The sequence below is a fragment of the Tistrella sp. genome, from assembly GCF_002684955.1.
Lineage (GTDB): Bacteria > Pseudomonadota > Alphaproteobacteria > Tistrellales > Tistrellaceae > Tistrella > Tistrella mobilis.
This window is the reverse complement of the sequence record NZ_NYWI01000020.1, coordinates 94,722-117,301: the sequence shown is the minus strand read 5'-3', so window position 1 is coordinate 117,301 and position 22,580 is coordinate 94,722. Positions and strand designations below refer to the sequence as shown.

The 22,580-nt window shown below is 71.3% G+C and carries 18 protein-coding genes; 12 read left to right on the top strand and 6 right to left on the bottom strand.

Annotated elements, in window-relative coordinates; genetic code table 11:
* Window positions 1-139 precede the first annotated feature (139 nt).
* Entirely contained in the window at window positions 140-1,510 is a 1,371-nt protein-coding gene (locus CMO28_RS05300) for an aspartate aminotransferase family protein (RefSeq protein WP_296710734.1), read from the top strand.
* 73 nt (window positions 1,511-1,583) lie between these two features.
* Here CMO28_RS05300 and CMO28_RS05295 read toward each other — a convergent pair whose 3' ends face one another.
* The 3 genes from CMO28_RS05295 to CMO28_RS05285 all read right to left on the bottom strand — a co-directional run bounded on the left by CMO28_RS05295 (window position 1,584) and on the right by CMO28_RS05285 (window position 7,318).
* Entirely contained in the window at window positions 1,584-5,369 is a 3,786-nt protein-coding gene (locus tag CMO28_RS05295; protein ID WP_296710730.1) for an AAA family ATPase, read from the bottom strand.
* Window positions 5,369-6,616 (bottom strand): exonuclease SbcCD subunit D, encoded by a 1,248-nt coding sequence (locus CMO28_RS05290; RefSeq protein ID WP_296710728.1) that lies wholly within the window; start codon window positions 6,614-6,616, stop codon window positions 5,369-5,371. Before CMO28_RS05290 ends, CMO28_RS05295 begins: the two co-directional genes overlap by 1 nt.
* Window positions 6,617-6,724: 108 nt before the next feature.
* A complete protein-coding gene (locus tag CMO28_RS05285; RefSeq protein WP_296710725.1) occupies window positions 6,725-7,318 on the bottom strand; it encodes a DedA family protein in 594 nt (197 codons plus the stop codon).
* Window positions 7,319-7,578: 260 nt separating this feature from the next.
* On the opposite strand from CMO28_RS05285, the gene CMO28_RS05280 reads away from it, so the two are divergent.
* The 7 genes from CMO28_RS05280 to CMO28_RS05250 all read left to right on the top strand — a co-directional run bounded on the left by CMO28_RS05280 (window position 7,579) and on the right by CMO28_RS05250 (window position 16,134).
* On the top strand, window positions 7,579-8,796 hold the full coding sequence (locus CMO28_RS05280; RefSeq protein WP_197465177.1) for an ABC transporter substrate-binding protein: 1,218 nt from the start codon (window positions 7,579-7,581) through the stop codon (window positions 8,794-8,796).
* Between the two features lie 110 nt (window positions 8,797-8,906).
* A complete protein-coding gene (locus tag CMO28_RS05275) occupies window positions 8,907-10,751 on the top strand; it encodes an ABC transporter permease (RefSeq protein ID WP_296710720.1) in 1,845 nt (614 codons plus the stop codon).
* A complete protein-coding gene (locus tag CMO28_RS05270) occupies window positions 10,748-11,521 on the top strand; it encodes an ABC transporter ATP-binding protein (protein ID WP_296710717.1) in 774 nt (257 codons plus the stop codon). The genes CMO28_RS05275 and CMO28_RS05270 overlap by 4 nt, the downstream gene beginning before the upstream one ends.
* Window positions 11,518-12,240, top strand: a complete 723-nt coding sequence (locus tag CMO28_RS05265; RefSeq protein ID WP_296710714.1) for an ABC transporter ATP-binding protein — start codon at window positions 11,518-11,520, stop codon at window positions 12,238-12,240. The genes CMO28_RS05270 and CMO28_RS05265 overlap by 4 nt, the downstream gene beginning before the upstream one ends.
* 206 nt (window positions 12,241-12,446) lie before the next feature.
* Window positions 12,447-13,631, top strand: coding sequence for an acetyl-CoA C-acyltransferase (locus tag CMO28_RS05260; RefSeq protein WP_014748028.1), 1,185 nt, complete (start codon window positions 12,447-12,449; stop codon window positions 13,629-13,631).
* A 143-nt stretch (window positions 13,632-13,774) separates the two neighbouring features.
* Window positions 13,775-14,350 carry a hypothetical protein gene (locus CMO28_RS05255; protein ID WP_231889381.1) on the top strand — a complete coding sequence of 192 codons (576 nt, stop codon included), beginning with the start codon at window positions 13,775-13,777 and terminating at the stop codon, window positions 14,348-14,350.
* Between the two features lie 71 nt (window positions 14,351-14,421).
* A complete protein-coding gene (locus tag CMO28_RS05250; protein WP_296710707.1) occupies window positions 14,422-16,134 on the top strand; it encodes a Na/Pi cotransporter family protein in 1,713 nt (570 codons plus the stop codon).
* A gap of 9 nt (window positions 16,135-16,143) precedes the next feature.
* Here CMO28_RS05250 and msrA read toward each other — a convergent pair whose 3' ends face one another.
* Window positions 16,144-16,782, bottom strand: a complete 639-nt coding sequence (gene msrA / locus CMO28_RS05245; protein ID WP_296710704.1) for a peptide-methionine (S)-S-oxide reductase MsrA — start codon at window positions 16,780-16,782, stop codon at window positions 16,144-16,146.
* 208 nt (window positions 16,783-16,990) lie between these two features.
* On the opposite strand from msrA, the gene CMO28_RS05240 reads away from it, so the two are divergent.
* On the top strand, window positions 16,991-17,842 hold the full coding sequence (locus CMO28_RS05240) for a tellurite resistance TerB family protein (protein WP_296710701.1): 852 nt from the start codon (window positions 16,991-16,993) through the stop codon (window positions 17,840-17,842).
* Here the strand turns inward: CMO28_RS05240 and CMO28_RS05235 are convergent.
* Window positions 17,802-18,755 (bottom strand): LysR family transcriptional regulator, encoded by a 954-nt coding sequence (locus tag CMO28_RS05235; RefSeq protein ID WP_296710699.1) that lies wholly within the window; start codon window positions 18,753-18,755, stop codon window positions 17,802-17,804. The two genes, CMO28_RS05240 and CMO28_RS05235, sit on opposite strands and share 41 nt — an antisense overlap.
* Before the next feature lie 98 nt (window positions 18,756-18,853).
* Between CMO28_RS05235 and CMO28_RS05230 the strand changes: the two genes are divergently transcribed.
* Together CMO28_RS05230 and CMO28_RS05225 are read left to right on the top strand one after the other, a co-directional pair.
* Window positions 18,854-19,519 (top strand): NAD(P)H-dependent oxidoreductase, encoded by a 666-nt coding sequence (locus tag CMO28_RS05230; protein WP_296710696.1) that lies wholly within the window; start codon window positions 18,854-18,856, stop codon window positions 19,517-19,519.
* A gap of 45 nt (window positions 19,520-19,564) precedes the next feature.
* On the top strand, window positions 19,565-20,020 hold the full coding sequence (locus CMO28_RS05225; protein WP_296710694.1) for an EamA family transporter: 456 nt from the start codon (window positions 19,565-19,567) through the stop codon (window positions 20,018-20,020).
* A 7-nt stretch (window positions 20,021-20,027) separates the two neighbouring features.
* Here the strand turns inward: CMO28_RS05225 and CMO28_RS05220 are convergent, their stop codons facing one another.
* Window positions 20,028-21,548: an MFS transporter gene (locus CMO28_RS05220; RefSeq protein WP_296710691.1), complete on the bottom strand. Its 1,521-nt coding sequence runs from the start codon at window positions 21,546-21,548 to the stop codon at window positions 20,028-20,030.
* A 132-nt stretch (window positions 21,549-21,680) separates the two neighbouring features.
* Between CMO28_RS05220 and CMO28_RS05215 the strand changes: the two genes are divergently transcribed.
* Window positions 21,681-22,577, top strand: a complete 897-nt coding sequence (locus CMO28_RS05215; protein WP_296710688.1) for a LysR substrate-binding domain-containing protein — start codon at window positions 21,681-21,683, stop codon at window positions 22,575-22,577.
* The last annotated feature ends 3 nt before the right edge of the window (window positions 22,578-22,580 follow it).

The following is a 22,580-nucleotide window of genomic DNA, read 5'->3' as shown; positions in this document are numbered from 1 at the left end:
GGCGGGAGCGGCAGAGGACGGTGGTCGTGGTTCCATAGAATGACGGGCCGTGGACCTGTCGCGGCCGCGCGAAACGGCGTAGCTCGATGGATGATCACGGACCTGTTGCCACAGGCCCGACCGAACCGGAGCCGTCACGATGTCTGAAAACGACCTGTCCCATATCGTCGAAGCCGACCGCGCCCATGTCTGGCACCATCTTGTGCAACATCGGGTCTTCGATGCCCGCGACCCGCGGATCATCGTCGAGGGCAAGGGCATGTCGGTCTGGGACCAGAACGGCCGCCAGTTCCTGGATGCGCTGTCGGGCGGCGTGTGGACGGTGAATGTCGGCTATGGCCGCGAGAGCATCGCCAATGCGGTGCGCGACCAGCTGATGAAGATCAACTATTTCGCCGGCTCCGCGGGCTCCATCCCCGGCGCGCGCTTCGCCGAACGGCTGATTTCCAAGATGCCGGGCATGAGCCGGGTCTATTACTGCAATTCGGGCAGCGAGGCGAACGAGAAGGCGTTCAAGATGGTGCGCCAGATCGCGGCCCGGCGCTATGGCGGCAAGAAGCACAAGATCCTGTTCCGCGAGCGCGACTATCACGGCACCACCATCACGGCGCTGTCCGCCTGCGGCCAGCCCCAGCGCGCCGAGCAGTACGGGCCGTTCACCCCCGGCTTCGTCGAGGTGCCGCACTGCCTGGAATATCGCAAGCAGTGGGATGTGGAGAATTACGGCGAGCGCGCCGCCGATGCGATCGAAGAGGTGATCCTGCGCGAGGGCCCCGACACCGTCGGCGCCATCTGCCTGGAGCCGATCACCGCCGGCGGCGGCGTGATCACCCCGCCCGAGGGCTATTGGCAGCGGGTGCAGGAGATCTGCCGGAAATACGACGTGCTGCTGCATATCGACGAGGTGGTCTGCGGCGTCGGCCGGACCGGCAAGTGGTTCGGCTATCAGAATTACGGCATCGAGCCCGACATGGTGACCATGGCCAAGGGCGTGGCTTCGGGCTATGCCGCGATCGCCTGCCTGGTGACCACCGAGGCGGTGTTCGACATGTTCCGCGAGGACGCCGCCGACCCGATGTCCTATTTCCGCGACATCTCCACCTTCGGCGGCTGCACCGCGGGCCCCGCGGCGGCGCTGGAGAACATGCGGATCATCGAGGACGAGGGCCTGCTGGAGAACACCCGGGTCATGGGCGCGCGGCTGATGGAGGGCTTGCAGGCGCTGAAGGACAAGCACGCCATGGTGGGCGATGTCCGCGGTGCCGGCCTGTTCGCCGGTGCCGAGCTGGTCGCTGATCGCGAAACCCGTGAGCCGCTGGCGGAAGCCCGCGTCCAGGCGGTGATTGCGGCCTGCGATGCCGAAGGCGTGCTGGTCGGCATGACCAACCGTTCGCTGCCCGGCTTCAACAACACGCTGTGCTTCAGCCCGGCGCTGATCGCGACCGCCGACGATATCGACCATATCCTGGCGACGGTCGACGGTGCGCTGACCAAGGTCGCGGCCGCCTGATCAGAGGCCGGCTGACGGACCGAAGGGGGACGCCTGCGGGCGTTCCCCTTTTTTCGTGCGGAGATGCGCGACCCTACCCCGCGACCACCTCTACCCCCGAGCGCCCGGCGCCCCGGGGGGTGACGCGGATCTGGACCGGGATGCGGTCCTTCAATGCCTCCACATGGCTGATCACCGCGACCCGGCGGCCGGTAGCCTGCAGGCGTTCGAGCATCGAGATCGCCATGGCCAGGGCATCGGGGTCGAGCGCGCCGAAGCCTTCGTCGATGAACAGGCTTTCGATGGCGAGCCCGCGGCCGGCGGAAATGTCGGCGAGGCCCAGGGCCAGCGCCAGGCTGACCAGGAAGCGTTCGCCGCCCGAGAGGTTGTGCACCGCGCGCGCCTCGTCGGCCATGTCGTGGTCGACCACTTCCAGCGCCATCTCGGCGCCCTCCATGCGGCGCAGCGCATAGCGCGGGTGCAGCTCGCCCAGATGGCGGTTGGCACCGGCGACCAGCCGGTCGAGGGTGAGCGACTGGGCGAAGCGGCGGAATTTCGTGCCGTCGGCGGCGCCGATCAGCTCGTTCAGCTGCGCCCAGACGTCCGCCGCGGCCCGGGCGTCGGCGAGGGCCGCGGCAAGCCGGCCTGCCGCCACGCGGCGGCTGTCGTCTTCGGCGAGGCGCTGTTCGGCCTGGCGGCAGCCGGTCTCGGCCGCGGCGCAGGCCTCCGCCGCCTCGGCATGTGCGGCCTCGGCCACCGCGCGCAGAGCGGTATCGGCCCCCGAGGCGATGGTGTCGGGATCGGCGAGATGGCGGTCCAGATCCTCCTGCCGGGCGCGGAGCGTGGCCTCGGCCTCGGCCAGGCTGCGGGCGAGCGCGTCGAGCCGCCGGGCCTCGGCATCGAGCGCCGGGGCGCCGGCCGCGATCACCGCGCGCAGGGTGTCCGCATCCATGTCGAGCGCCGCACGGGCGGCCTCGAGCGCGGCATCGGCCGCGGCGGATGTCTCTGCCGCGGCGGTCACCGCCGCCTCTGCCTGGGTGCGGGCTTCCATCGCCCGGGCATGGGCGGTCGCGGCCTCGGTGAGGCGGGGGAGGGCGGCATCGAGGGCCAGACGCGCGGCGTTGCGGGCGGCCTCGGCCTCGGCCTCGACCGCCGCGACCGACCGGCCGTCGAGCAGGGCGGCGCGGCTGTCCCGCAGGGCGGCGTGGCTGCGGGCGCAGTCTTCGGCATGTGTCGCGGCGCGGTCGGCGGCTTCGGCGGCGGTTTCGGCGCGGACCCGGGCCGCGGCATGGTCGGGGGCAAGGCGGGTGTGCTCGGCCCGGGCGGCTTCGGCCGTGGCCTGGGCCTCGGCCAGCTCGGCGGCGCGACGGCGGATCAGGGCGGCGAAGCCCGCGGCATCGGCGGCGAGGCTGTCCCGCCAGTCGGGATGGGCGGCATCGAGCAGCGCGGCCAGCCGCTCGTCCAGCCGGGCGATACGGGCCTCCAGATCGGTGCGGCGCTGCTCGCCGCGGGCGATCGCGGCCCCGGTTTCGGCCCGGCGCGCGGCCAGATCGGCAAGCGTTCCGGCGGCCGCATCGCGATCGCGGGTGGCGGCGCCGTGGTCGCGGCGAAGACCGGCCGCCCGGGTGGCGGCGGCGTCGATCGCGGCGATCCGGGCCTCCGCCGCCTCGATCGCATCGACGACCGCCTCGCGCCAGCCGGCGAGACGGGCGGCCGGCGGCCGATGGTCGGTCGTTTCATGGCCGGCTTCGGTGGCGGGCAGGGGCGGCAGGGCGTCGAGACCGGCTTCGGCCGCCGCATCGGCCAGCCGGGTGAGCAGGGCCTCGTGGTCGGCGGTCGCGGCGGCGAGGGTTTCCGCCGAGCTGTCCCGGGCGGTGGCGGCATCGGCGGCGCGGCGGGTTTCGGCGCGCGCACGCTCTTCCGCCCGGGCGAGGGCGGTGGTGAGGGCGGCAAGCCCGGCCTTGAGATCGGCCAGCCGGGTGCGGTCGGCCTCAAGCCTTCGGGCGAGCAGATCGTCGACCGCCCGGGTCGGATGATCGGTCGACCCGCAGACCGGGCAGGGCGCGCCCGGGATCAGCAGGGCGCGCAGCCGGCCGGCATGTTCTTCCGCCGCCGCTGCCGACAGATCGGCGGCCCGGCCGGCCTCGTCGAGCCGGGCTTCGACCACAGGCAGGGCGGTGCGGTGGCGGCTGGCCTCGGCGGTTGCGGCCGCGGCGGCCTGGGTTGCGTCTTCGGCCGTGGCGGCATGGGCGTCGCGGGCGCGGGCGGCCTCGAACGCCGCGACCATCACCTCGGAGAGGTCGTCGAGGTCATGATCGATCTGAACCAGCCGGTCGCGGCGGCGGCGCAGCGCCCGTGCTGCGGCCTGATCGGCCTCGGCCTCGGCGGCGGTGATCGCCCGGGTGAGTTCGGCCATGCGGGCGGCGGCGGCATCGCGGATGGCGGCGAGGCGGCCGGTCTCTGCGGCATCGGCCCGGTCGCGGGCCTGAAGATCGTCGAGGCCGGCGGTCAGCCGGCGCAACTCGTCATCGAGGGGCGCACGCTCCAGGAGGGTTTCGGCCGCGGCTTCGGGATCGGAGACCGGCGGGGCTGTGGCCTCCAGCGCGGCCAGCCGGGTGCGGGCTGCGGTTTCGCGGGCCTGGGCCTCGGCGATGGCGGCGGCCAGCCGGTCGGAAGCCGACTGATGGCCGGCGGCGGTCTCGGCTGCCGCTTCGGCGTCGCGCCGGGCCTGGGCGAGGGCCTCGGCGGCGGCGCCGACCTGCTCGTCCAGCCGCCGCGCCTCGGCCAGATGCGGGGCGCGGGCGGCGTCTGCATCCCGGCAGCGGCCGACGGCCGCCTCGGCCCCGGTCCGGGCGGTGCGGGCGGTTTCATGATCTGCCTCGGCCCGGGCAAGGGCAGTGGTGGCCGCGCCAAGCCGCTCGCGGGCCCGGGCCAGGCCCAGGGTGGCGGCATCCGCCGCCGCCAGTTCGGCGCGGGCGGCCAGGGCGGCCCGGTTGCGGGCCAGCCGGTCGCGGTCGGGGGACGCGGCGTCATTGGCCAGGCGGGCGGCCTTAAGCGCCTCGGCCGCGGCGGTTCGGGCGGCCTCCAGCGCCAGGCGGCGATCGACCCGACGCAGGGTCTCGGCGGCGACCTCCTGCCGCGCACGGGCGGTGGCGAGGGCCTGACGCGCCGCCTCTGCGGTGGCCTCGGCCTCGGTCCGGGCGGTCTCGTCGAGCGGCTGATGCTCGCCCAGCTGAAGGCGGATGCGGTCGATCTCGGCCTGCGCAGCCTTGTTGCGCTCGAAGGCGGCGATGGAGATGCGGCTGTAGATATTCGTGCCGGTTATCTTTTCCAGAACGTCCGCGCGCTCTTTCCCCGTGGCACGCAGGAAGGCATCGAAGTCGCCCTGGGCGAGCAGCACGGACCGGCGAAACTGGTCGAAGTCGAGCCCGATCCGGGCCGCGATTTCGATGCCGACCTCGCGCTTGCTATTGGCCACGACCTGATCTGCATCCAGATCGGTCAGCACCCGCTTTGCCGCCTGCAGCGTGCCGGTGGCCTTGCCCCGGGCGCGACGCACGCTCCAGTTGGCCCGGTAGCGACGACCGTCGCGGCCGATGAAGTCAATCTCGGCCTCGGCCTCGCCGGCGCCGTGGCTCAATACCCGCCGGCCGTCATGGAGGCCCACTTCCATCGGTTGATCCTTGCTCGCGGCAGGGCTCCTGGGCAGGGCATCGTAGAGCGCCAGGCAGACGGCATCGAGCAGGGTCGACTTGCCGGCGCCGGTCGGGCCGGTGATCGCGAGGATGCCGGCATGGGCGAGCGGCGGGGCCTCGAAATCGATCGTGAAATCGTCCTGAAGGCTGGCGAGGTTGCGGCCGCGGATCCGGAGCAGGCGCATCAGGCGGTCTCCTCCGCATCGGTATCGGGGCCGGCATGGGCATGGGCCAGGAGTTCGGCGAAGGCGCGGGCCAGCGCATCGGGCGGGTCGGTATCGAAACGCTGGCGGTGCAGCCGGGCGAAAACATCGGCCGGGCCGATCTCGTCCAGGGCGGGCGGCAGGCTGGCGCCGTCGGCGAGGCTGCCGCCGCTGCCGCGGCTGAGCGCCCGCACCCGGGCAAGGCGCAGCGGCGCATCGCCCAGCGCCTCGGCCACCCGGTGGCGGAGATCGGGAACGGGGGCGTCGATCGCGACCACGACCTCCAGATAGGGGCGGTGATCGGGGCTCTCGGGCGGGGCGACCTCAAGGCCGGCGACCGCGGCGAGGGCGGCCTCGGGGTCGAGCGCACCGGTCTCGGGCACGCGCAGGAAGGCGACCGGGCGCGGCACCGGGATCAAGCGATGGGCTGCGGGACCCTGGCCGTCGGTCTCGACCAGCACCACCGAATGGCGATAGCTGCGCTCCGCCATCGACATCGGAAAGGGCGCGCCGGCATAGCGCAGCGGCATGGCGGCTTTCAGCCCCTGGGCGCGGTGCAGATGGCCGAGGGCGACATAGGCATAGCCCTCGGGGAAGATGCCGGGCGACAGCGCCTCCTCGCCGCCGATCATCACCGGGCGCTCGCTTTCGGCCGAGACGTCGCCGCCGGTGACGTGGAGATGGCCGGTCGCGATCACCGGCAGGCCGGGGAAGCGGTCGCGGGCGGCGGTGAGGGCCTGGGCGTAGATGTCGGCAAGCGCCGCGGCGCCGCCGCCATCGACCGGCAGATCCCCCGGGCGGGGATAGGCGATGGCGGCGACCACCGCGGCGGTGCGGCCGGCGTCATCGGTAAGCGGCACCAGCGTGCGGGCGGGATCGGGCCGGCCGTCGCTGCGGGGCAGGGCGCCGAAGATCGAGATCCGCGACCGGTCGAGCAGCGGGGCCGGCAGTTCCAGCCGGCTGGGCCCGTCGTGATTGCCGCCGACGATCACGATGTCGAGCCCGGGCCGGCGGGCCAGCGCCGTGTTCAGGAAGCGGTAGAGCCGCTGCTGGGCGGCGACCGGCGGGTTGACCGTGTCGTAGACATCCCCCGCCACGACCAGCGCATCGACCGCCTCGTCATCCAGCGTGTCGAGCAGCCAGGCGAGAAAACGGTCGTGCTCAGCGCCGCGGTCGAAACCGTGCAGCTCCTGGCCCAGATGCCAGTCGGCGGTGTGAAGGATGCGCATGTCCGTTCCGGTCTGCGCCGGGGCGGTTTCGCCCGCGGCGGGAAGTGGAAGAGCGGACGATACACGCGGCGGACGGGGAAGCGGAAGAGGCTGCGGTCCGGATAAGGATCAGCCGGGGCGTCGCATCAGCCGCCAGACCAGGAAGGCGGTGACCTCCCCCGCCAGCACGGCGGCGGCGAACCACATCATCACCTGGGTGGTGTCCATCCGGCTTTCGGCCAGCACGTCGCCCAGCACCACCAGCGGCGTGTTCCAGAGCGCGGTGCCGACGATGGTGGCGGCCAGATAGGGCCGGAAGGGCAGGCGCATCACCCCCGCCGGCAGCCCGATGAAGATCCGGACCGTGGGAATGGTCTGGGCGATCAGCGTCACCAGAAAGGGCCGGCTGCCATAGGCTTCGCGCATCCGGCCATAAAGCTGGGGGGTGAGCAGGATATAGCGGCCGCGGCGGGCGACGAAACGCTCGGTGCGTTCCGACAGCACCCGGCCGACCCAGTACCAGCCGACGGCCCCCACCACCGATCCGATCGTGGCCGCCACGACGGTCGCGACGATGCCGCCTTCCATCCGATCGCCCAGCGCCCCGAAGGCGGCGAGCATCACATAGGAGGGGATGATCGGCACGTATTTCTCGGCGAAGGCCAGAAAGGCCACCCCCGCGAGCCCGGCGGACATCAGCAGATCGACGATGGATTGCGGCATGGATCGAGGGCGCGCGGCCCCTCCGGACGGTGGTTCACTGCCCGTTCATATCATGCCCTGCGGCCGGAGGGCAGTGACCAGATCGCGGCGGTTCTGGAATGCGGGGATTGGCCGCGGACGGCGGCATGCCGGCGGGACCGTGAGAGCAGGGTGGACTTTTGCTCCGGATAAGCATTACCTGTGCGGGACAGGATGGTCCGGCGCCCGTGGCGGGGGCTGCGGGGCCGTCGCGGAGAGCCCGTTGCGGAGAGAGTTTGCTCATGACCAGGATCCAGCTTTCCCGCGCCGTGCTGGCGGCGCTTGGTATCGTGGCCGGGATGGCGGCGGCGGGGGCGCCCGTGCGGGCCGCCGAGTCGATCCGGGTGGGCGAGGTCAACAGCTATTCGGCGCTGCCGGCCTTTACCGAGCCCTATCGCAAGGGCTGGCAGCTGGCGCTGGACGAGGTGAATGCGGCCGGCGGGGTGCTGGGGCGGCCGCTGGAATTCGTCTCGCGCGACGATGCCGGCAAGCCGGCCGATGCGCTGAACGCGGTGAACGAGCTGGTGACCCGCGAAGAGGTGGCGCTGGTCGCCGGTACCTTCTTCTCTCATGTGGGGCTGGCGGTCGCCGATTATGCCGCGCGGCGCGAGGTGTTCTTCCTGGCCGCCGAGCCGCTGACCGATGCGCTGGTCTGGTCGAAGGGCAATGACGTCACCTTCCGCCTGCGGCCCAGCAATCACATGCAGGCGGCGATGCTGGCCGAAGAGGCGGCGAAGCTGCCGGCGAAGCGCTGGGCGACCATCGCGCCCAATTACGAATACGGCCAGTCGGCCGTGGCCGAGTTTCGAAAGCTGCTGTCGGAAAAGCGGCCCGATATCGAATGGGTGGCGGAGCAGTGGCCGCCGCAGGGCAAGATCGATGCGGGCCCGGTGGTGCAGGCGATCGCGGCGGCCGGGCCCGAGGCGATCCTGAACGTCACCTTCGGCCCCGATCTGGTGAAGCTGGTCCGCGAGGGCACGACCCGCGGCCTGTTCAAGGACCGGTCGGTGGTCAGCTTCCTGACCGGCGAGCCGGAATATCTGGACCCGCTGGGCGCCGAGGCGCCGGAAGGCTGGATCGTGACCGGCTATCCCTGGTATGCGATCGACACGCCCGAGCACAAGGCGTTCCTGGAGGCCTATCAGGCGCGCTGGAACGATCATCCGCGGCTGGGATCGATCGTGGGCTATGTGACGGTGAAATCGATCGCGGCGATCATCGCCAGGGCGAAGTCGACCGACACCGCGGCGCTGGTCGAGGCGGCGAAGGGGGTGACGGTGGACACGCCCTTCGGCCCCATCACCTATCGCGCCGCCGATCATCAGTCGACGCTGGGCGCCTTCGTCGGCCGCACGGCGGTGGTCGACGGCAAGGGGCGGATGGTCGATGCGGTCTATCGCAACGGCGCCGATTATCTGCCGGCCGAGGCCGAGGCGGCGAAGCTCCGGCCGGGCGGATAACCGGCCCGTCGCCATGCTCGCACATGCGCGGGCATCCGGTGTAGACTGGTGCACCTGATCGCCCGCATACCCTGTCTGCTGCCCGGCCCCAGCTTCATCGGATCTTCTGCTTGGACCTGATCCTCGCCCAGTTCCTCACCGGCCTTGCCAGCGCGTCCTCGCTGTTTCTGGCGGCGTCGGGGCTGTCGATCATCTTCGGCGTGACCCGGATCGTGAACTTCGCCCATGGCGCCTTCTACATGCTGGGCGCCTATCTGGCCTGGACCTTCGCCGGGCTCTGGGCGGGCGGGCCGGGCTGGTGGGCGGCGATCCTGGCCGCGGCCGCGGTGACCGCGGTGCTGGGCGCCATCACCGAAATCGTTCTGCTGCGCCGGCTCTATCGCGTGCCGGAACTGTTCCAGCTGCTGGCGACCTTCGGGCTGACGCTGGCGGTGCAGGACGTCGTGGTGCTGATCTGGGGGCCCGAGGATCTGGTGGGCCCGCGCGCCCCCGGGCTCGACGGGGCGGTCATGATCCTGGGCCAGGCGCTGCCGACCTACGATCTGGTGCTGATCGCCGCCGGGCCGATCGTGCTGGCGGGGCTGTTCCTGATCTTCCGCCGCACCCGGTTCGGCATTCTGGTCCGCGCGGCGACCCAGGACCGCGACATGGTGGCGGCGCTGGGCGTGGACCAGCGGCTGCTGTTCACCGGCGTGTTCGCGCTGGGCGTGTTCCTGGCCGGGCTCGGCGGCGCGCTGCAACTGCCGCGGGCAGCCGTTTCTCACACCATGGATCTTGGGATCATCGTCGAGATCTTCGTGGTGGTGGTGATCGGCGGGCTGGGCAGCATCACCGGCGCCTTCCTGGCCGCGGTGATCGTGTCGGAGCTGAACGCCTTCGGCATTCTGGTCCTGCCCGAAATCTCTCTGGTGATCGCCTTCCTGGTGATGGCGGTGGTGCTGGTGGTGCGGCCGCAGGGCCTGCTGGGGCGGGCCGAGGCGCCGGCGCGCGGGGCCGCGGCCGGTTTCGTGCGCAAGCCCTGGGCCCCCTGGCCGGCGCCGCTGAAGGCCGCGGTGATCGCGGGGCTGGCGGTGCTGGTGGCGGGCCTGCCCGTCGTGACCGGCGGCTATGTGCTGGGGGTGGCGGCCGAGATCGCGATCTTCGCGCTCTTCGCCCAGAGCCTGCAATTCCTGATGAGCACGGCGGGCGTGGTGTCGTTCGGCCATGCCGCCTATTTCGGCCTGGGCGCCTATGGCACGGCGCTGGCCGCGACCGGTTTCGGCCTGGCGATGGGGCCGGCCGCGGCGGCGGGCGTGGCGCTGGCCGGCGCCGGGGCGGTGGTGTTCGGCTGGTTCTGCGTCAGGCTTTCGGGCGTCTATCTGGCCATGCTGACGCTCGCCTTCGCCCAGATCGCCTGGTCGATCGCCTTTCAATGGGTGTCGGTCACCGGCGGCGACAACGGCATTCTGGGGGTCTGGCCGCCCCGGGCCGTTTCCGACCCCGCCGCATTCTTCCGGCTGGCGGCGGTGGTGGCGATCGCGGGCGTGGCGCTGCTGCGCATGATCACCTTCGCGCCCTTCGGCCAGGCGCTGCGCGCCCTGGCCGATGCGCCGCGCCGGGCCGAGGCGATCGGGCTGGACCGGCGGCGGATGCAATGGGCGGCCTTCGTGGTCGCGGGCGTGATGGCGGGGCTTGCCGGCGTGCTCCACGCCTATCTGAAGGGCAGCGTGTTTCCGGACGTGCTGGCCATTCCGCTGTCGGTCGATGCGCTGGCGATGGTGCTGCTGGGCGGTGTGGAGACGGTATCGGGCGCCGTGCTGGGGGCGGGCGTGTTCCGCGGCCTGTCGATCTGGCTGACCGCCAGCACCGATCTTTCCAAACTGGTGCTGGGCCTGCTGATCGTGGTGGTGGCCGCCCTGGTGCCGCGCGGGCTGGGCGGTCTGCCCGCCCTGCTGCCGCGGAGGCATCGCCGGTGACGCCGGTGCTGGAGGCGGAGGGGCTGGTCAAGGCCTGGGGCGGGGTGCGCGCCGTCGACCAGGTGTCGATCCGGGTCGAGCCCGGGCGGATGCTGGCGCTGATCGGCCCCAACGGCGCCGGCAAATCGACCTGCTTCAACCTGCTGAACGGCGAGCTTGCCCCCGATGCCGGACGGGTGGTGATGCTGGGCACCGAGGTGACCGGCTGGCCGCCGCGGCGGATCCGGCGGCTGGGGGTGGGGCGCACCTTCCAGATCACCGAGGTTTTCGGCTCCATGACCGTGCGCGAGAACGTGCAGGCGGCGCTGATTGCGGCCCGGCGAGAGAGTTTCCGCTTGTTCGGCCGCGCCGACCGGCGGCATATGGACGATGCAAATGCCTTGCTGGATCGGATCGGCCTGGGGGAGCAGGCCGGGCGGGCGGCGGGCGAGCTGGCCTATGGCGACGTCAAGCGGCTGGAACTGGCGATCGCCATCGCCAACCGGCCGAAACTGCTGCTGATGGACGAGCCCACCGCCGGCATGGCGCCTGCGGAACGGGCCGGGCTGATGCAGCTGGTGTCGGCACTGGTGCGCGAGACCGGCATGGGCGTGCTGTTCACCGAGCACGACATGGATGCCGTTTTCGGCCATGCCGACCGGCTGATGGTGCTGCATCGCGGCCGGGTGCTGGCCGAGGGCCGGCCCGACGAGGTGAGGGCCGACCCGCGGGTGCGCGAGGTCTATCTTGGTGGCGCCACGCTGCCGGACGGGAGGGATAAGACGAGATGACCGACGGGCCCGCCGCTCTTCTGGCTGTGGAGGAGCTGAGCGCCTTCTATGGTTCGGCGCTGATTCTGGACGGGCTGTCGCTTTCGGTCGCACCGGGAGAGGTGGTGGCGCTGCTGGGCCGCAACGGCGCCGGCAAGTCGACCGTGCTGAAGGCGGTGCTGGGGCTGGTGCCCCGCCGGCTGGGCCGGGTGACCTTTGAAGGTGTCGACATCTCGCGGCTGCCGACCCATGAAATCGTCCGCCGCGGCATCGGCTGGGTGCCCGAGGACCGGCGGATCTTCACCGAACTGACCACGCTGGAGAATCTGGAGGTCGGCCGGCGCGACGCCCGCCCCGGCGCCCCGCACTGGACGGTGGAGGCGCTGATCCGGCTGTTCCCCAACCTGGCCGAACTGGCCGACCGGCCGGCGGGACGGATGAGCGGCGGCGAACAGCAGATGCTGACCATCGCCCGCACGCTGATGGGCAACCCGTCGCTGGTGCTGCTGGACGAGCCGTCCGAGGGGCTGGCGCCCCGGATCGTGGAAGAGATGACCCGGATGCTGGCGACGCTGAAGCGCGAGGGGCTGGCGCTGCTGCTGTCGGAACAGAACCTGGCGGTCGCCCGCGCACTGGCCGACCGGGTCTATGTGATGGAGAAGGGCCGCGTGCGCTTTACCGGCACGATGGCCGAGCTGGACGCGCGGCCGGATGTGAGGGATGCCTATCTCGCGGTCTAGGCCGCGGCGGGTGATCATCCCCACGGTTGAGGCCGATACCGCCCTGCGGAATGTTCGCCCGGGCCTGTTGACACAAACGTTCGTATGAAAGAGCCTTGTTTCCGAGAGAAGGTGCCGCGGCCGGGAGGGGGTCGCCGGCGCCCGCCTGCGTGCAGATCAGCCCCGCATGCCCGTGAACCGGGATGCCCGTCCGAGGAAGCGCTCCTATGACCGAAGCCGTCATCGTCTCCACCGCCCGCACGCCGATCGGCAAAGCCTATCGTGGTGCCTTCAACGACACCAGCGGCCAGCAGCTTGCCGCCCATGCCATCCGCCATGCGGTCGCCCGTGCCGGCATCGACCCGGCCGAGGTCGAGGACGTGGTGCTGGGCTCGGCGCTGCAGCAGGGTTCGACCGGCGGCAATGTGGCGCGTCAGGCGGCGATCCTGGCCGGCCTGCCGGTGACCACCTCGGGCACCACCATCGACCGTCAGTGCAGCTCGGGCCTGCAGTCGATGGCGCTGGCCGCCCGCGCGATCATGTACGACAAGGTGCCGGTCGCGGTGGCCGGTGGCGTCGAGTCGATCAGCCTGGTGCAGAACGACAAGATGAACACCTACCGCGCGGCGGATGAAGAGATCCTGCGCATGAAGCCGGAACTCTATCTGCCGATGATCGACACCGCCGAGGTGGTGGCCGCCCGCTACGGCATCAGCCGCGAGGCGCAGGACGAGTACGGGCTGGAAAGCCAGCGCCGCACCTTCGCCGCCTTCGAGGCCGGCCGCTTCAAGGACGAGATCGTGCCGATGACCACCACGATGCTGGTGGCCGACAAGCAGACCGGCGAGATTTCGAAGCGCGAAGTGACGCTGGACCGTGACGAGGGCATGCGCGGCGAGACCACGCTGGAAGGCCTGTCGTCGCTGAAGCCCGTGCGCGGCGAGGGTAAGACCGTCACCGCCGGCAATGCCAGCCAGCTGTCGGACGGCGCCTCGGCCCATGTGCTGATGAATGCGAAGCTGGCCGAGCAGAAGGGCCTGCAGCCGCTGGGCATCTTCCGCGGTTTCCAGGTCGCCGGCTGCGAGCCCGACGAGATGGGCATCGGCCCGGTCTTCGCGATCCCGCGCCTGCTGGAGCGCAACGGGCTGAAGATCGACGATATCGGCCTGTGGGAGCTGAACGAGGCCTTCGCGGTGCAGGTGCTGTATTGCCGCGACAAGCTGGGCATCGACCCCGCGAAGCTGAATGTCGACGGCGGCGCGATCTCGGTCGGCCACCCCTATGGCATGTCGGGCGCGCGCCTGGCCGGCCATGCGATGATCGAAGGCAAGCGCCGCGGCGTGAAGTATGTGGTCGTGACCATGTGCATCGGCGGCGGCATGGGCGGTGCCGGCCTGTTCGAGATCGTCTGATCCGGCAGACCCCGTCTTTGTCTGATGCGACCGCCCGGCGGATTTTCCGCCGGGCGGTCGTCGTTTTGATCTGAAGCATTGTGCATGGCCGGGCTTCGTGGAACTCTGCACGGGCACCCATCGCAACGGAGTTGCCGAAGCCCATGGAAGGCAGTCCACGTATGCTGCTGCCCTGCCCCCTGACCCCGCTGGCGGTCGAGGTGTGGGAGCTGCGTGACGATCTGCCGGACAATCCTTTCGATCAGTACGAAGTGCGCCAGCTGATCGCCCCCGACGAGCAGGAGGCGGAAGAGGTGGCGCTGGGCCTGCTGACCGTCTTCGCCGATATGAGCATCGACGAGGTGGAAAGCCTGCAGCTGGACTGGCTGGCATCGGGCATGTCGGGCATGGTGCCGACCGCCGGCGGTTTTCTGGGGCTGCGCGCGGTGATCTATGCCATGCAGGTGGCGGGGATCGGCCGCGAGGATCTGGCACCGGTGCGCGACTATATCCGCGCCTTCAACGAACTCTGCCTGCGTCGCTGGCGGGCGGACGGGCGCGAGGCCGATGCCACGACCCTGGCGGCCTGGCTGGAGCAGTTCGACCAGCATTGGGCGGTTTTCCTGGAGGCCTGGCAGGCCGCGCATGCGCCGGACGCCGCGGATGCCGAGGATGCCCCGGATCAGGCGGCAGCCGATGCGGACGGCATGGGGGAACCGGGAGACGACCCTGCCGGTTGATCCCTCGGGCCGCATACCGCGGCCTTCAGATCAGCCCCCGGAAGCCCTTTCCCCTGGAAGCCCGTCCCGTCATGACCGCCACCCTCATCGATTTCGCCGGTTTCGTCGCCCTGCTGCTGTGGGGGACGCATATGGTGCAGACGGGGGTGCAGCGGGCGGCGGGCGCCCGGCTGAAGCTGTGGCTGGGCCATGCGCTCCGCGGCCGGTTGAGCGCCTTTGCCGCCGGGATCGGCGTGACCGCCCTGCTGCAGAGCAGCACCGCCACCGGGCTGATGGTGACCGGTTTCGCGGCGACCGGCCTGCTGGCCCTGGTGCCGGCGCTGGCGGTGATGCTGGGCGCGAATGTCGGCACCACGCTGATCGTGCAGCTTCTGGCCTTCGATGTGCAGCTGGCGGCACCGCTGCTGGTGCTGATCGGGGTGGTGGTGTTCCGGCGGCTGGAACGTGGCCGGCTGCACGATCTGGGGCGGGTGGCGATCGGGCTGGGGCTGATGCTGCTGGCGCTGGACCATCTGAGCGGCAGCCTGGCGCCGCTGGCCGACAGCCAGACGGTGCGGACCCTGATCGGCCTGCTGCAGGCGGCACCGGTGGCGGCGGTGATGCTGGCCGCCGCACTGACCTGGATGGCGCATTCCAGCGTGGCGGTGGTGCTGCTGGTGATGTCGATGGCGGGCCAGGGCCTGGTGGCGGGGCCGATGGCGATCGCCCTGGTGCTGGGCGCCAATCTGGGCACCGCGATCAATCCGGTGCTGGAGGGGGCGGGCGGCGGCGACCCGCAGGCGCGGCGGCTGCCGCTCGGCAATCTGATCAACCGGGTCATCGGCGTGGTGGCGGCACTGATCCTGATCGAGCCGGTGGCGGGCGCCATGGGGCGGCTGGTCGACGACCCGGTGCGGATGGTCGCGGTCTTCCACACCCTGTTCAACCTGACGGTGGCGGCGGTGTTCCTGCCGGTGCTGCGCCATTATGCCGGGCTGCTCGCCCGGCTGCTGCCGGTGCGGGCGGTGCCGGCCGATCCGGCCCGCACGCTCTATCTGGACGAAGAGGCGCGGGAGACGCCGGAAGTCGCGCTGGGGCTCGCCACGCGTGAGGTGCTGCGCATGGCCGATGTGCTGGACGACATGCTGGCCGGTGCGCGCGCGGCGCTGCGCAGCGGCGAGCCGGGGCCGATCGCGGCGCTGAAAGGGCTGGACGATGTGCTCGACCACGTCAACCGCGCGCTCAAGACCTATCTCGCCGGCATCGAGCCCGCGCGGCTGAGCCCGGCCGACGAGCGCCGGCTGACCGATCTTCTGACCTTCGCCACAAGGCTGGAACAGGCGGGGGATGCCGTCGATCGCGGGCTGCTGCCGACGCTCGGCAAATGCCACAAGCGCGGGGTGCGGCTGTCGAAAGAGGGACAGGGGGAGCTGCTGCGCCTGCTGGACCGGCTGCGCGACAACCTGGCCCAGGCGGCGGCCCTGCTGATGACCCGCGACCTGCGCGCCGCCCGGCTGCTGGCGGCGGAAAAGGCGGTGTTCCGGCGGCTGGAGACCGAGGCGACGCTGGCCCATTTCCGCCGCCTGCGCAGCGGCCGGCCCGAGACGGCGCTGACCAGCGCGCAGCATCTGGACCTGTTGCGCGACATCAAGCTGATCAATTCCCAGATCGTCGCCGCCGCCGCCTATCCGGTGCTGAACCGTGCGGGTGAGCTGCTGGCGAGCCGGGTTGCCGGCGAAGAGACGGATGAAGACGAGAATGAAGACAAGACCGTAAGGGCAGAACCGTCACCGCCGCGGCGATGACGGCCGCCGTCAGCCGCGCGGCTTCAGCCTGTCGGGATAGGCCGCTTTGAGCCTGGCCACCTTGGGCGCCGAGACATGGGCGATATAGGGCTGGTTGGGGTTCCGCGCCGCATAGTCCTGGTGATAGGCCTCGGCCTCGTGGAAGAGGTCGAGGGGGACGAGTTCGGTGGCGACCGGGCGGTCGAAGACGCCGGCCTCGTCGATCGCCTTGATATAGGCCTCTGCCACCGCCTTCTGGCCGTCATCGGCATAGAAGATCGCCGAGCGGTACTGGCGGCCGACATCGTTGCCCTGGCGGTTCACCTGGGTCGGGTCGTGGGCGACCGAGAAGAAGATCTTCAGGATCTGCCCCAGATCGATCACCCGCGGGTCGTAGCGGATCCGCACCGCCTCGGCATGATCGGTGTCGCCGCCGCAGACCGCGGGATAATTGGCGGTGTCGGCCGTGCCGCCGCTATAGCCCGAGGTGACCTCGACCACCCCGGCCAGCTCGCGATAGACCGCCTCCACACACCAGAAGCAGCCGCCGGCCAGGATGATTTCCTGTTCGGTGGTGCCGGCTTCGAGCGGGGAGGCGGGCGGCGGCTCCGGGAAGGGGCCGGCGGAGGGACCGCGATTGTGGCCGAGGATGCCGTCGAGCAGGCTCATCTCGAACTCTCCTTCGGGGACGGTGTCCTGACCAGATGGGAGCGGCGGGTGCCCGGATCCAGGGGGCACCGTTTCCCGCCGCCGCCGCGCCCCCCCCCGTGTCCTTGCCATGCCATAGGAGATCCACGCCTTGAACCGTGTCTTCAGGCGGGCCATGTGCCGAAGACCACACGGCCGGTGCCGGATCTGTTCGCAGGGAGACACGACCATGGATGCCAGAAAGCTGCTCGACCAGGTGATGGGGGCGGCGTCGTCCCGCAGCGCGCAGGGCGGCAGGCTGCCCTCGGGCCATTCCTCCCGGGGCCATTCCTCCGGGGGACTCCCCTCCGGACTGGGCGACATGCTGGGCAAGGTGACCGGCGGTGCCAGGGGTGGCGGCGGTGCCGGTGGACTCGGGTCGATGATGGGCGGGTTCGGCGGCGGCGCCGTGACCGGCGGGCTGGTGGGGCTCTTGTTCGGCAACAAGAAGGCCCGCAAGACCATGAAGAAGTTCGGCGGCGGTGCGCTCGGCTATGGCGGCGCCGCGGTGCTGGGTGCGCTGGCCTATCGGGCCTGGGCCGACTGGCGGTCGGGCAAGGCGCCCGAGGCCGCGGTGCCGGCCCGGCCCGATGATGCGGCGGCGGCAGAGCCCGCTTTCCGGCCGCTCGACACCATCACCGACCCGGCCGAGGCCGAAGGCTTCGCGATGGCGGTGCTGAAGGCGATGATCGGCGCGGCCAAAGCCGATGGCCATATCGATGCCGACGAGCGCGGCCGGATCTTCGCCGAGGTGGAGCGCCGCGATTTCGACCCCGAGACCAAGGCGGCGATCTTTCAGGTGCTGGATGCGCCGGTCTCGATCCCCGACATCGCCGCCGCCGGTACCGACGAGGCCCGGGCGGCCGAGATCTGGCTGGCGGCGCGGCTGGCGGTGGATGTCGACCATCCGGCCGAACGGGTCTGGCTGGACGCGCTGGCCCATGGGCTGAAACTGCCGGCGCCGCTGGTGGAGCATCTGGACCGTCAGGCGGTGATCGGCCTCAATGATCCGGGTCAGGAGATGGATCCGGCGCGGAACTGATTGCGGCATCGATCCGGGCTTCGAGCCAGTCGAGGCCCGGATCGGGCGCGGAAGCGGCCCGGCGCATGATGCCGAGGTCATAGCCCGCCAGCGGCAGCGGCGGCGGGCAGAGGGCTACGCCGAAGCGCGCGGCATGGCGGCGGGCCACACGCTCGGGCAGGGTCGCGACCAGATCGCTGTCGGCGACGACGGCAAGCGCTCCCATGAAATGCGGCACGGCCGCCACCACCCGGCGCGACAGGCCGCGTTTCGCCAGCTCGTCGTCGATGGTGCCGGCGAGGTCGCCTGCGGCCGACACCAGGATATGGGCGAGGGCGGTATAGGTGGCGAGGTCGGGCGGGCCGTCGGCGAAGGCCGGATGGCCGTGGCGCGCGGCCAGCACATAGCCTTCGTGGAACAGTACCCGGCAGATCAGCCGGCCGGGATCGTGGCTGGCAAGCCCGATCATCAGATCCACCTCGCCCTCCAGCAGGGCGCGGACCGCCCGGGCGCGGCCGAAGCTGAGGAAGGCGAGGCCGAGGCCCGGCGCCTCGGCCGCAAGCCCCGCGACCAGCCGCGGGCCGATCACCGACACCGTGTTGTCGAAGGCGGCCACCCGGAACACCCGCTGCGCGGTCCGCGGATCGAAGCCGCGTGCCGTGCCGATGGTGGCGGCAAGCGCTTCGAGTGCGGCGCGCACCGGGCCGGCCAGGGCCAGGGCCACGGGGGTGGGCTCGATCCCGCCCGCGCGGCGCAGGAAGAGCGGGTCGCCATAGACGTCGCGCAGCCGCCCCAGCGCATGGCTGATGGCCGAGGGGGTGAGGCCCAGCCGCTCGGCCACAAGGGTCAACCGGCGGTGCTTCAGCGCCTCGTCGAGCACCAGCAGCAGGGTCGGATCCAGCCTGCGGAGTTGAACAGGATCGAAATCGGTCATGAAGCCATTTCGGTAGGGTTCATCTTTCTCCGGTTCTACACCTTGAAGGGACCGGCGGGCCAGCCGCCGGCAAACTGCCGCAACCGGAGACCCGCCCCATGCATGCCCTCATCGTCCTCTCCCATCCCGAACCGCAGAGCTTCAACGCCGCCATGGCGCGGCAGGCCGCCGCCGCGCTGACCCGGGCCGGCCATACGGTCGATCTGGCCGATCTGCATGCCGAAGGCTTCGATCCGGTCTCGGACCGGCGGAATTTCACCACCACCGCCGATCCCACCTATCTGAAGCTTCAGGCGGAAGAGATGCAAGCCACCGGCGCAGGCGGCTTCGCCCCCGATCTGGAGCGCCAGATCGCCAGGCTGGAGGCGGCGGACCTGCTGATCCTGCAGTTTCCGCTCTGGTGGTTCGGCCTGCCGGCGATGCTGAAGGGCTGGGTGGATCGCAGCTTCGCCATGGGCCGGATCTATGGCGACGGGCGGATGTACGACACCGGCCGGTTCCGCGGCCGGCGGGCGCTGCTGTCGCTGACCACTGGCGGGGCGCCGGCCGGCTATACGCCCGAGGGGCTGCATGGCGATATCGACGGCGTGCTCCGCCCCATCCGCCGCGGCATTCTGGAATTCGTGGGCTTCGACGTGCTCGCTTCGGAAATCGTCTGGCAGCCGGCACGGCTGACGGAGGCGGAGCGGATGGCGGCGGACGGCTGGGCGGCGCGGCTGGCAGCGATCGGGACGGAACGGCCGGAAGGGGCCGGCCGGTACTGACCGGACCACTTGCCTTGCGGCCCTGCCTGGTGATGATGCGCCGACATGTCACGACAGGCGGGGCGGGTGATGACCTGGCAGATCTGGGCGGTGCTCTCAGCGGTCTTTGCCGCAGCGACCGCGATCCTGGCGAAGATCGGCGTCGAGGGGATCGGCGCCGATCTCGCAACCTTCATCCGCACCCTGGTGGTGGTGGCGGCGCTGGGCCTGCTGCTGGCGGCGACCGGTCAGTTCCGGCCCTGGGCCGGGGATCTGGATCAGGTGCCGGCACGGAGCTGGGTGTTCCTGGGCCTGTCTGGACTGGCAACCGGGGCGTCGTGGCTATGCTATTTCCGCGCGCTCAAGCTTGGCGACGCGGCACGGGTGGCACCGGTCGACAAGCTGAGCGTGGTCTTCGTGGCGGTATTGGGGACCGTGTTCCTGGGTGAGCGGCTGTCGGCGGTGAACTGGGCCGGAGTGGCGCTGATCGCCGCCGGGGCGGTGCTGGTGGCGCTGCGCTGAGCCCGGCTCAGATGCCCGAAGCGCAGGCGGCGGCCCGTTTGCCGCCGCGGCCGAGCATCAGGAAGACGACCAGCGCGGTTGCGAGCGTGACCGCGGCCAGGATCAGCAGCAGCAGATCGAAGGCGGTATCGAAATGCGCGAGCAGGGCGGCGTGGTCGAGTGCAGGCAGGGCGGCGCCGGCGGCGGCGGCATCGCCCGCCACCAGCCGGCGGGCGGCGAGGCGGGTGGCGTCCATCGGTCCGGCGCCCGCCAGCTGCGCAAGGGTGAGGCCCGAGAGCAGGGCGCCGACCACCGCCAGCGCGATGCCTTCGCCCGCCACCCGGATGGTGGAGAAGATGCCGGTCGCCATGCCGGCCCTGTCGCTGGCGACCACGCTGACCGCCAGCCCGTCCATCAGCCCCCAGGGCAGGCCGATGCCGATGCCGATGGTGACCAGCGGGCCGATCAGGGCCTGCGGCGCGGCATCGGCCGGCAGCAGGGCGGCCCAGGCGAGGCCGGCGGCGTTGATCACCAGCCCGCCGCCGCAGAGCCGGGCGGGAGAGATCCACCGCGCCGCCCGGCCGGCGAGCAGCGGCACCACCAGCAACGGCGCCGACAGCGCGATCATCATGCCGCCGGCCTCGGTCGCGGTCATGCCGTCGAGGCCTGCGAAGCGCACCGGCAGCAGCACCAGCAGCACCACGAAACCATAGGCCGGGGCGGCGGCGAGCAGCTGCACGCCGGCAAAGCGCGGGTTGCGGAACAGCGACAGATCGAGCATCGGCCGCGCCTGCCGGCGCTCGATACGGATGAAGGCATGGAAACCGAGCAGGGCGCCTGCCAGCAGCAGGATCACCAGCGGATCGTCCCAGCCGCTTTCGGGCCCCTGGAGGGTCGCGAAGGTGAGCAGGGTGAGGGCGAGGGTGAAGGCGACGGCCCCCGGCCGGTCGAGCCCGGTGGCGGCGGGATCGCGGCTTTCGGTGAGCGCCCGGGCGCCGGCAAGACAGGCGGCGAGGCCGAGCGCCGCCACCAGCGCGAAGATCATCCGCCAGCCCGCGGCATCGATGATCGCGCCCGAGGCGATGGGGCCGAAGGCGAGACCGACGCCGAAGGCGGTGCCGACCAGGCTGAAGGCCCTGAGCCGCGCGGGCCCCTCGACCGTCTGGGCGAGGGCCGCCATGCCGCCCGAGAAGGCGGCGGCAGCCGCCAGCCCCTGGGCCGCACGGGCGAGATCGAGGGTGAGGATGTCGGGGGCAAGCCCGGCCGCGGCCGAGGCGAGCGTGAAGCCGCCGGTGCCGGCCAGGAAGACGCGCCGGCGGCCATGGGCATCGGCGAGCGCGCCCGCCGCCATCAGACAGGCGCCGAAGGTGAGCATGAAAGCATTGGTCACCCAGGCGAGGGCGACCGGCGAGCCGCTGAGATCGCGGGCGATCGCCGGTAGTGCCACGGCCGTGCCGGTGAAGGTGAGCGGCATGGCGGCCGCTGCAAGACAGACGGCGAGAAGGGCTGCCCCGGGATGGCGGCGCGGCGGGTTGATCATACGGCTCATTCCTGTCGGATCCCATGCGTGGAAGAAGGTGAGCGAGGGAAGAGGCAGGATGATCAGGATCGGGTGATGCTGGAAGCGGGCCTGGTTTCCGTCCAGACTGGACGAAAATTCCGGAATTGAAGGGTTGATGCCATGGACCGCTTGGGCAGCCTGACCGCTTTCGTGCGCACCGCCGATCTGGGCAGTTTCGCCGCCGCCGGCCGGGTGCTGGGCCTGTCGGCCTCTGCCGTCGGCAAGGCGGTGACACGGCTGGAGCAGGAGATGGGGGTGCGGCTGCTGGCCCGATCGACCCGCGCGCTCGCCCTGACCGACGAGGGGCGGGTCTTTCACGAGCGCTGCCGGCGGATCCTGGACGATCTGGACGATGCACGGGCGGTTCTGTCGCGGTCGCGGGAGGTGCCGCGCGGCCGGCTGAAGGTCAGCCTGCCGATCGTGACCTATCATCTGCTGATGCCGGTGCTGCCGGATTTCATGGCCGCCCATCCGGAGATCGAGCTGGAGCTGGATTTCAACGACCGGTTGGTCGACCTGATCGACGAGGGCGTCGATGTGGCGATCCGCAGCGGCGACCTGCCGGATTCCCGGCTGATGACCCGGGCGCTGCGCCCCTTTCAGCTGCTGCTGTGCGCGGCACCCGCCTATCTGGCGGCGGCAGGTGAGCCCGATTGCCCGCGCGACCTGGACGACGGCCACCGGGCGGTACGCTTCCGCTTCCCGAACAGCGGCAAACTACAGCCCTGGCCGCTGATGCTGGCCGAAGGGGCACCGGAACCCCGGCCACGGACGGTGATGGTCTGCAACAATATGGAGGCGCTGAAAGGGGCGGTGATCGGCGGCCTGGGCATCGGCTGCATGCCCGATTTCCTGGCAGCGGCCCCGATCGCAGACGGCCGGCTGGTGCCGGTGCTGACCGGGCATCTGGACCTGCCCGGCCAGTTCCGCCTGCTCTGGCCGTCAAGCCGGCATCTGTCGCCCAAGGTCAGGGTGTTCGTGGATTTCGTGGGGGAACGGCTGTTTGCGGCGGGGTGAGGG

What these genes read in the sequence shown, in the direction of transcription:
- CMO28_RS05235 (WP_296710699.1), bottom strand. Translation starts at nt 18,755, where the DNA reads ATGACCGATTTCGATCCTGTTCAACTCCGCAGGCTGGATCCGACCCTG.
- CMO28_RS05300 (WP_296710734.1), top strand. Translation starts at nt 140, where the DNA reads ATGTCTGAAAACGACCTGTCCCATATCGTCGAAGCCGACCGCGCCCAT.
- CMO28_RS05230 (WP_296710696.1), top strand. Translation starts at nt 18,854, where the DNA reads ATGCATGCCCTCATCGTCCTCTCCCATCCCGAACCGCAGAGCTTCAAC.
- CMO28_RS05225 (WP_296710694.1), top strand. Translation starts at nt 19,565, where the DNA reads ATGTCACGACAGGCGGGGCGGGTGATGACCTGGCAGATCTGGGCGGTG.
- CMO28_RS05290 (WP_296710728.1), bottom strand. Translation starts at nt 6,616, where the DNA reads ATGCGCATCCTTCACACCGCCGACTGGCATCTGGGCCAGGAGCTGCAC.
- CMO28_RS05220 (WP_296710691.1), bottom strand. Translation starts at nt 21,548, where the DNA reads ATGAGCCGTATGATCAACCCGCCGCGCCGCCATCCCGGGGCAGCCCTT.
- CMO28_RS05280 (WP_197465177.1), top strand. Translation starts at nt 7,579, where the DNA reads ATGACCAGGATCCAGCTTTCCCGCGCCGTGCTGGCGGCGCTTGGTATC.
- CMO28_RS05265 (WP_296710714.1), top strand. Translation starts at nt 11,518, where the DNA reads ATGACCGACGGGCCCGCCGCTCTTCTGGCTGTGGAGGAGCTGAGCGCC.
- CMO28_RS05260 (WP_014748028.1), top strand. Translation starts at nt 12,447, where the DNA reads ATGACCGAAGCCGTCATCGTCTCCACCGCCCGCACGCCGATCGGCAAA.
- CMO28_RS05215 (WP_296710688.1), top strand. Translation starts at nt 21,681, where the DNA reads ATGGACCGCTTGGGCAGCCTGACCGCTTTCGTGCGCACCGCCGATCTG.
- CMO28_RS05250 (WP_296710707.1), top strand. Translation starts at nt 14,422, where the DNA reads ATGACCGCCACCCTCATCGATTTCGCCGGTTTCGTCGCCCTGCTGCTG.
- CMO28_RS05255 (WP_231889381.1), top strand. Translation starts at nt 13,775, where the DNA reads ATGGAAGGCAGTCCACGTATGCTGCTGCCCTGCCCCCTGACCCCGCTG.
- CMO28_RS05285 (WP_296710725.1), bottom strand. Translation starts at nt 7,318, where the DNA reads ATGCCGCAATCCATCGTCGATCTGCTGATGTCCGCCGGGCTCGCGGGG.
- CMO28_RS05240 (WP_296710701.1), top strand. Translation starts at nt 16,991, where the DNA reads ATGGATGCCAGAAAGCTGCTCGACCAGGTGATGGGGGCGGCGTCGTCC.
- msrA (WP_296710704.1), bottom strand. Translation starts at nt 16,782, where the DNA reads ATGAGCCTGCTCGACGGCATCCTCGGCCACAATCGCGGTCCCTCCGCC.
- CMO28_RS05295 (WP_296710730.1), bottom strand. Translation starts at nt 5,369, where the DNA reads ATGCGCCTGCTCCGGATCCGCGGCCGCAACCTCGCCAGCCTTCAGGAC.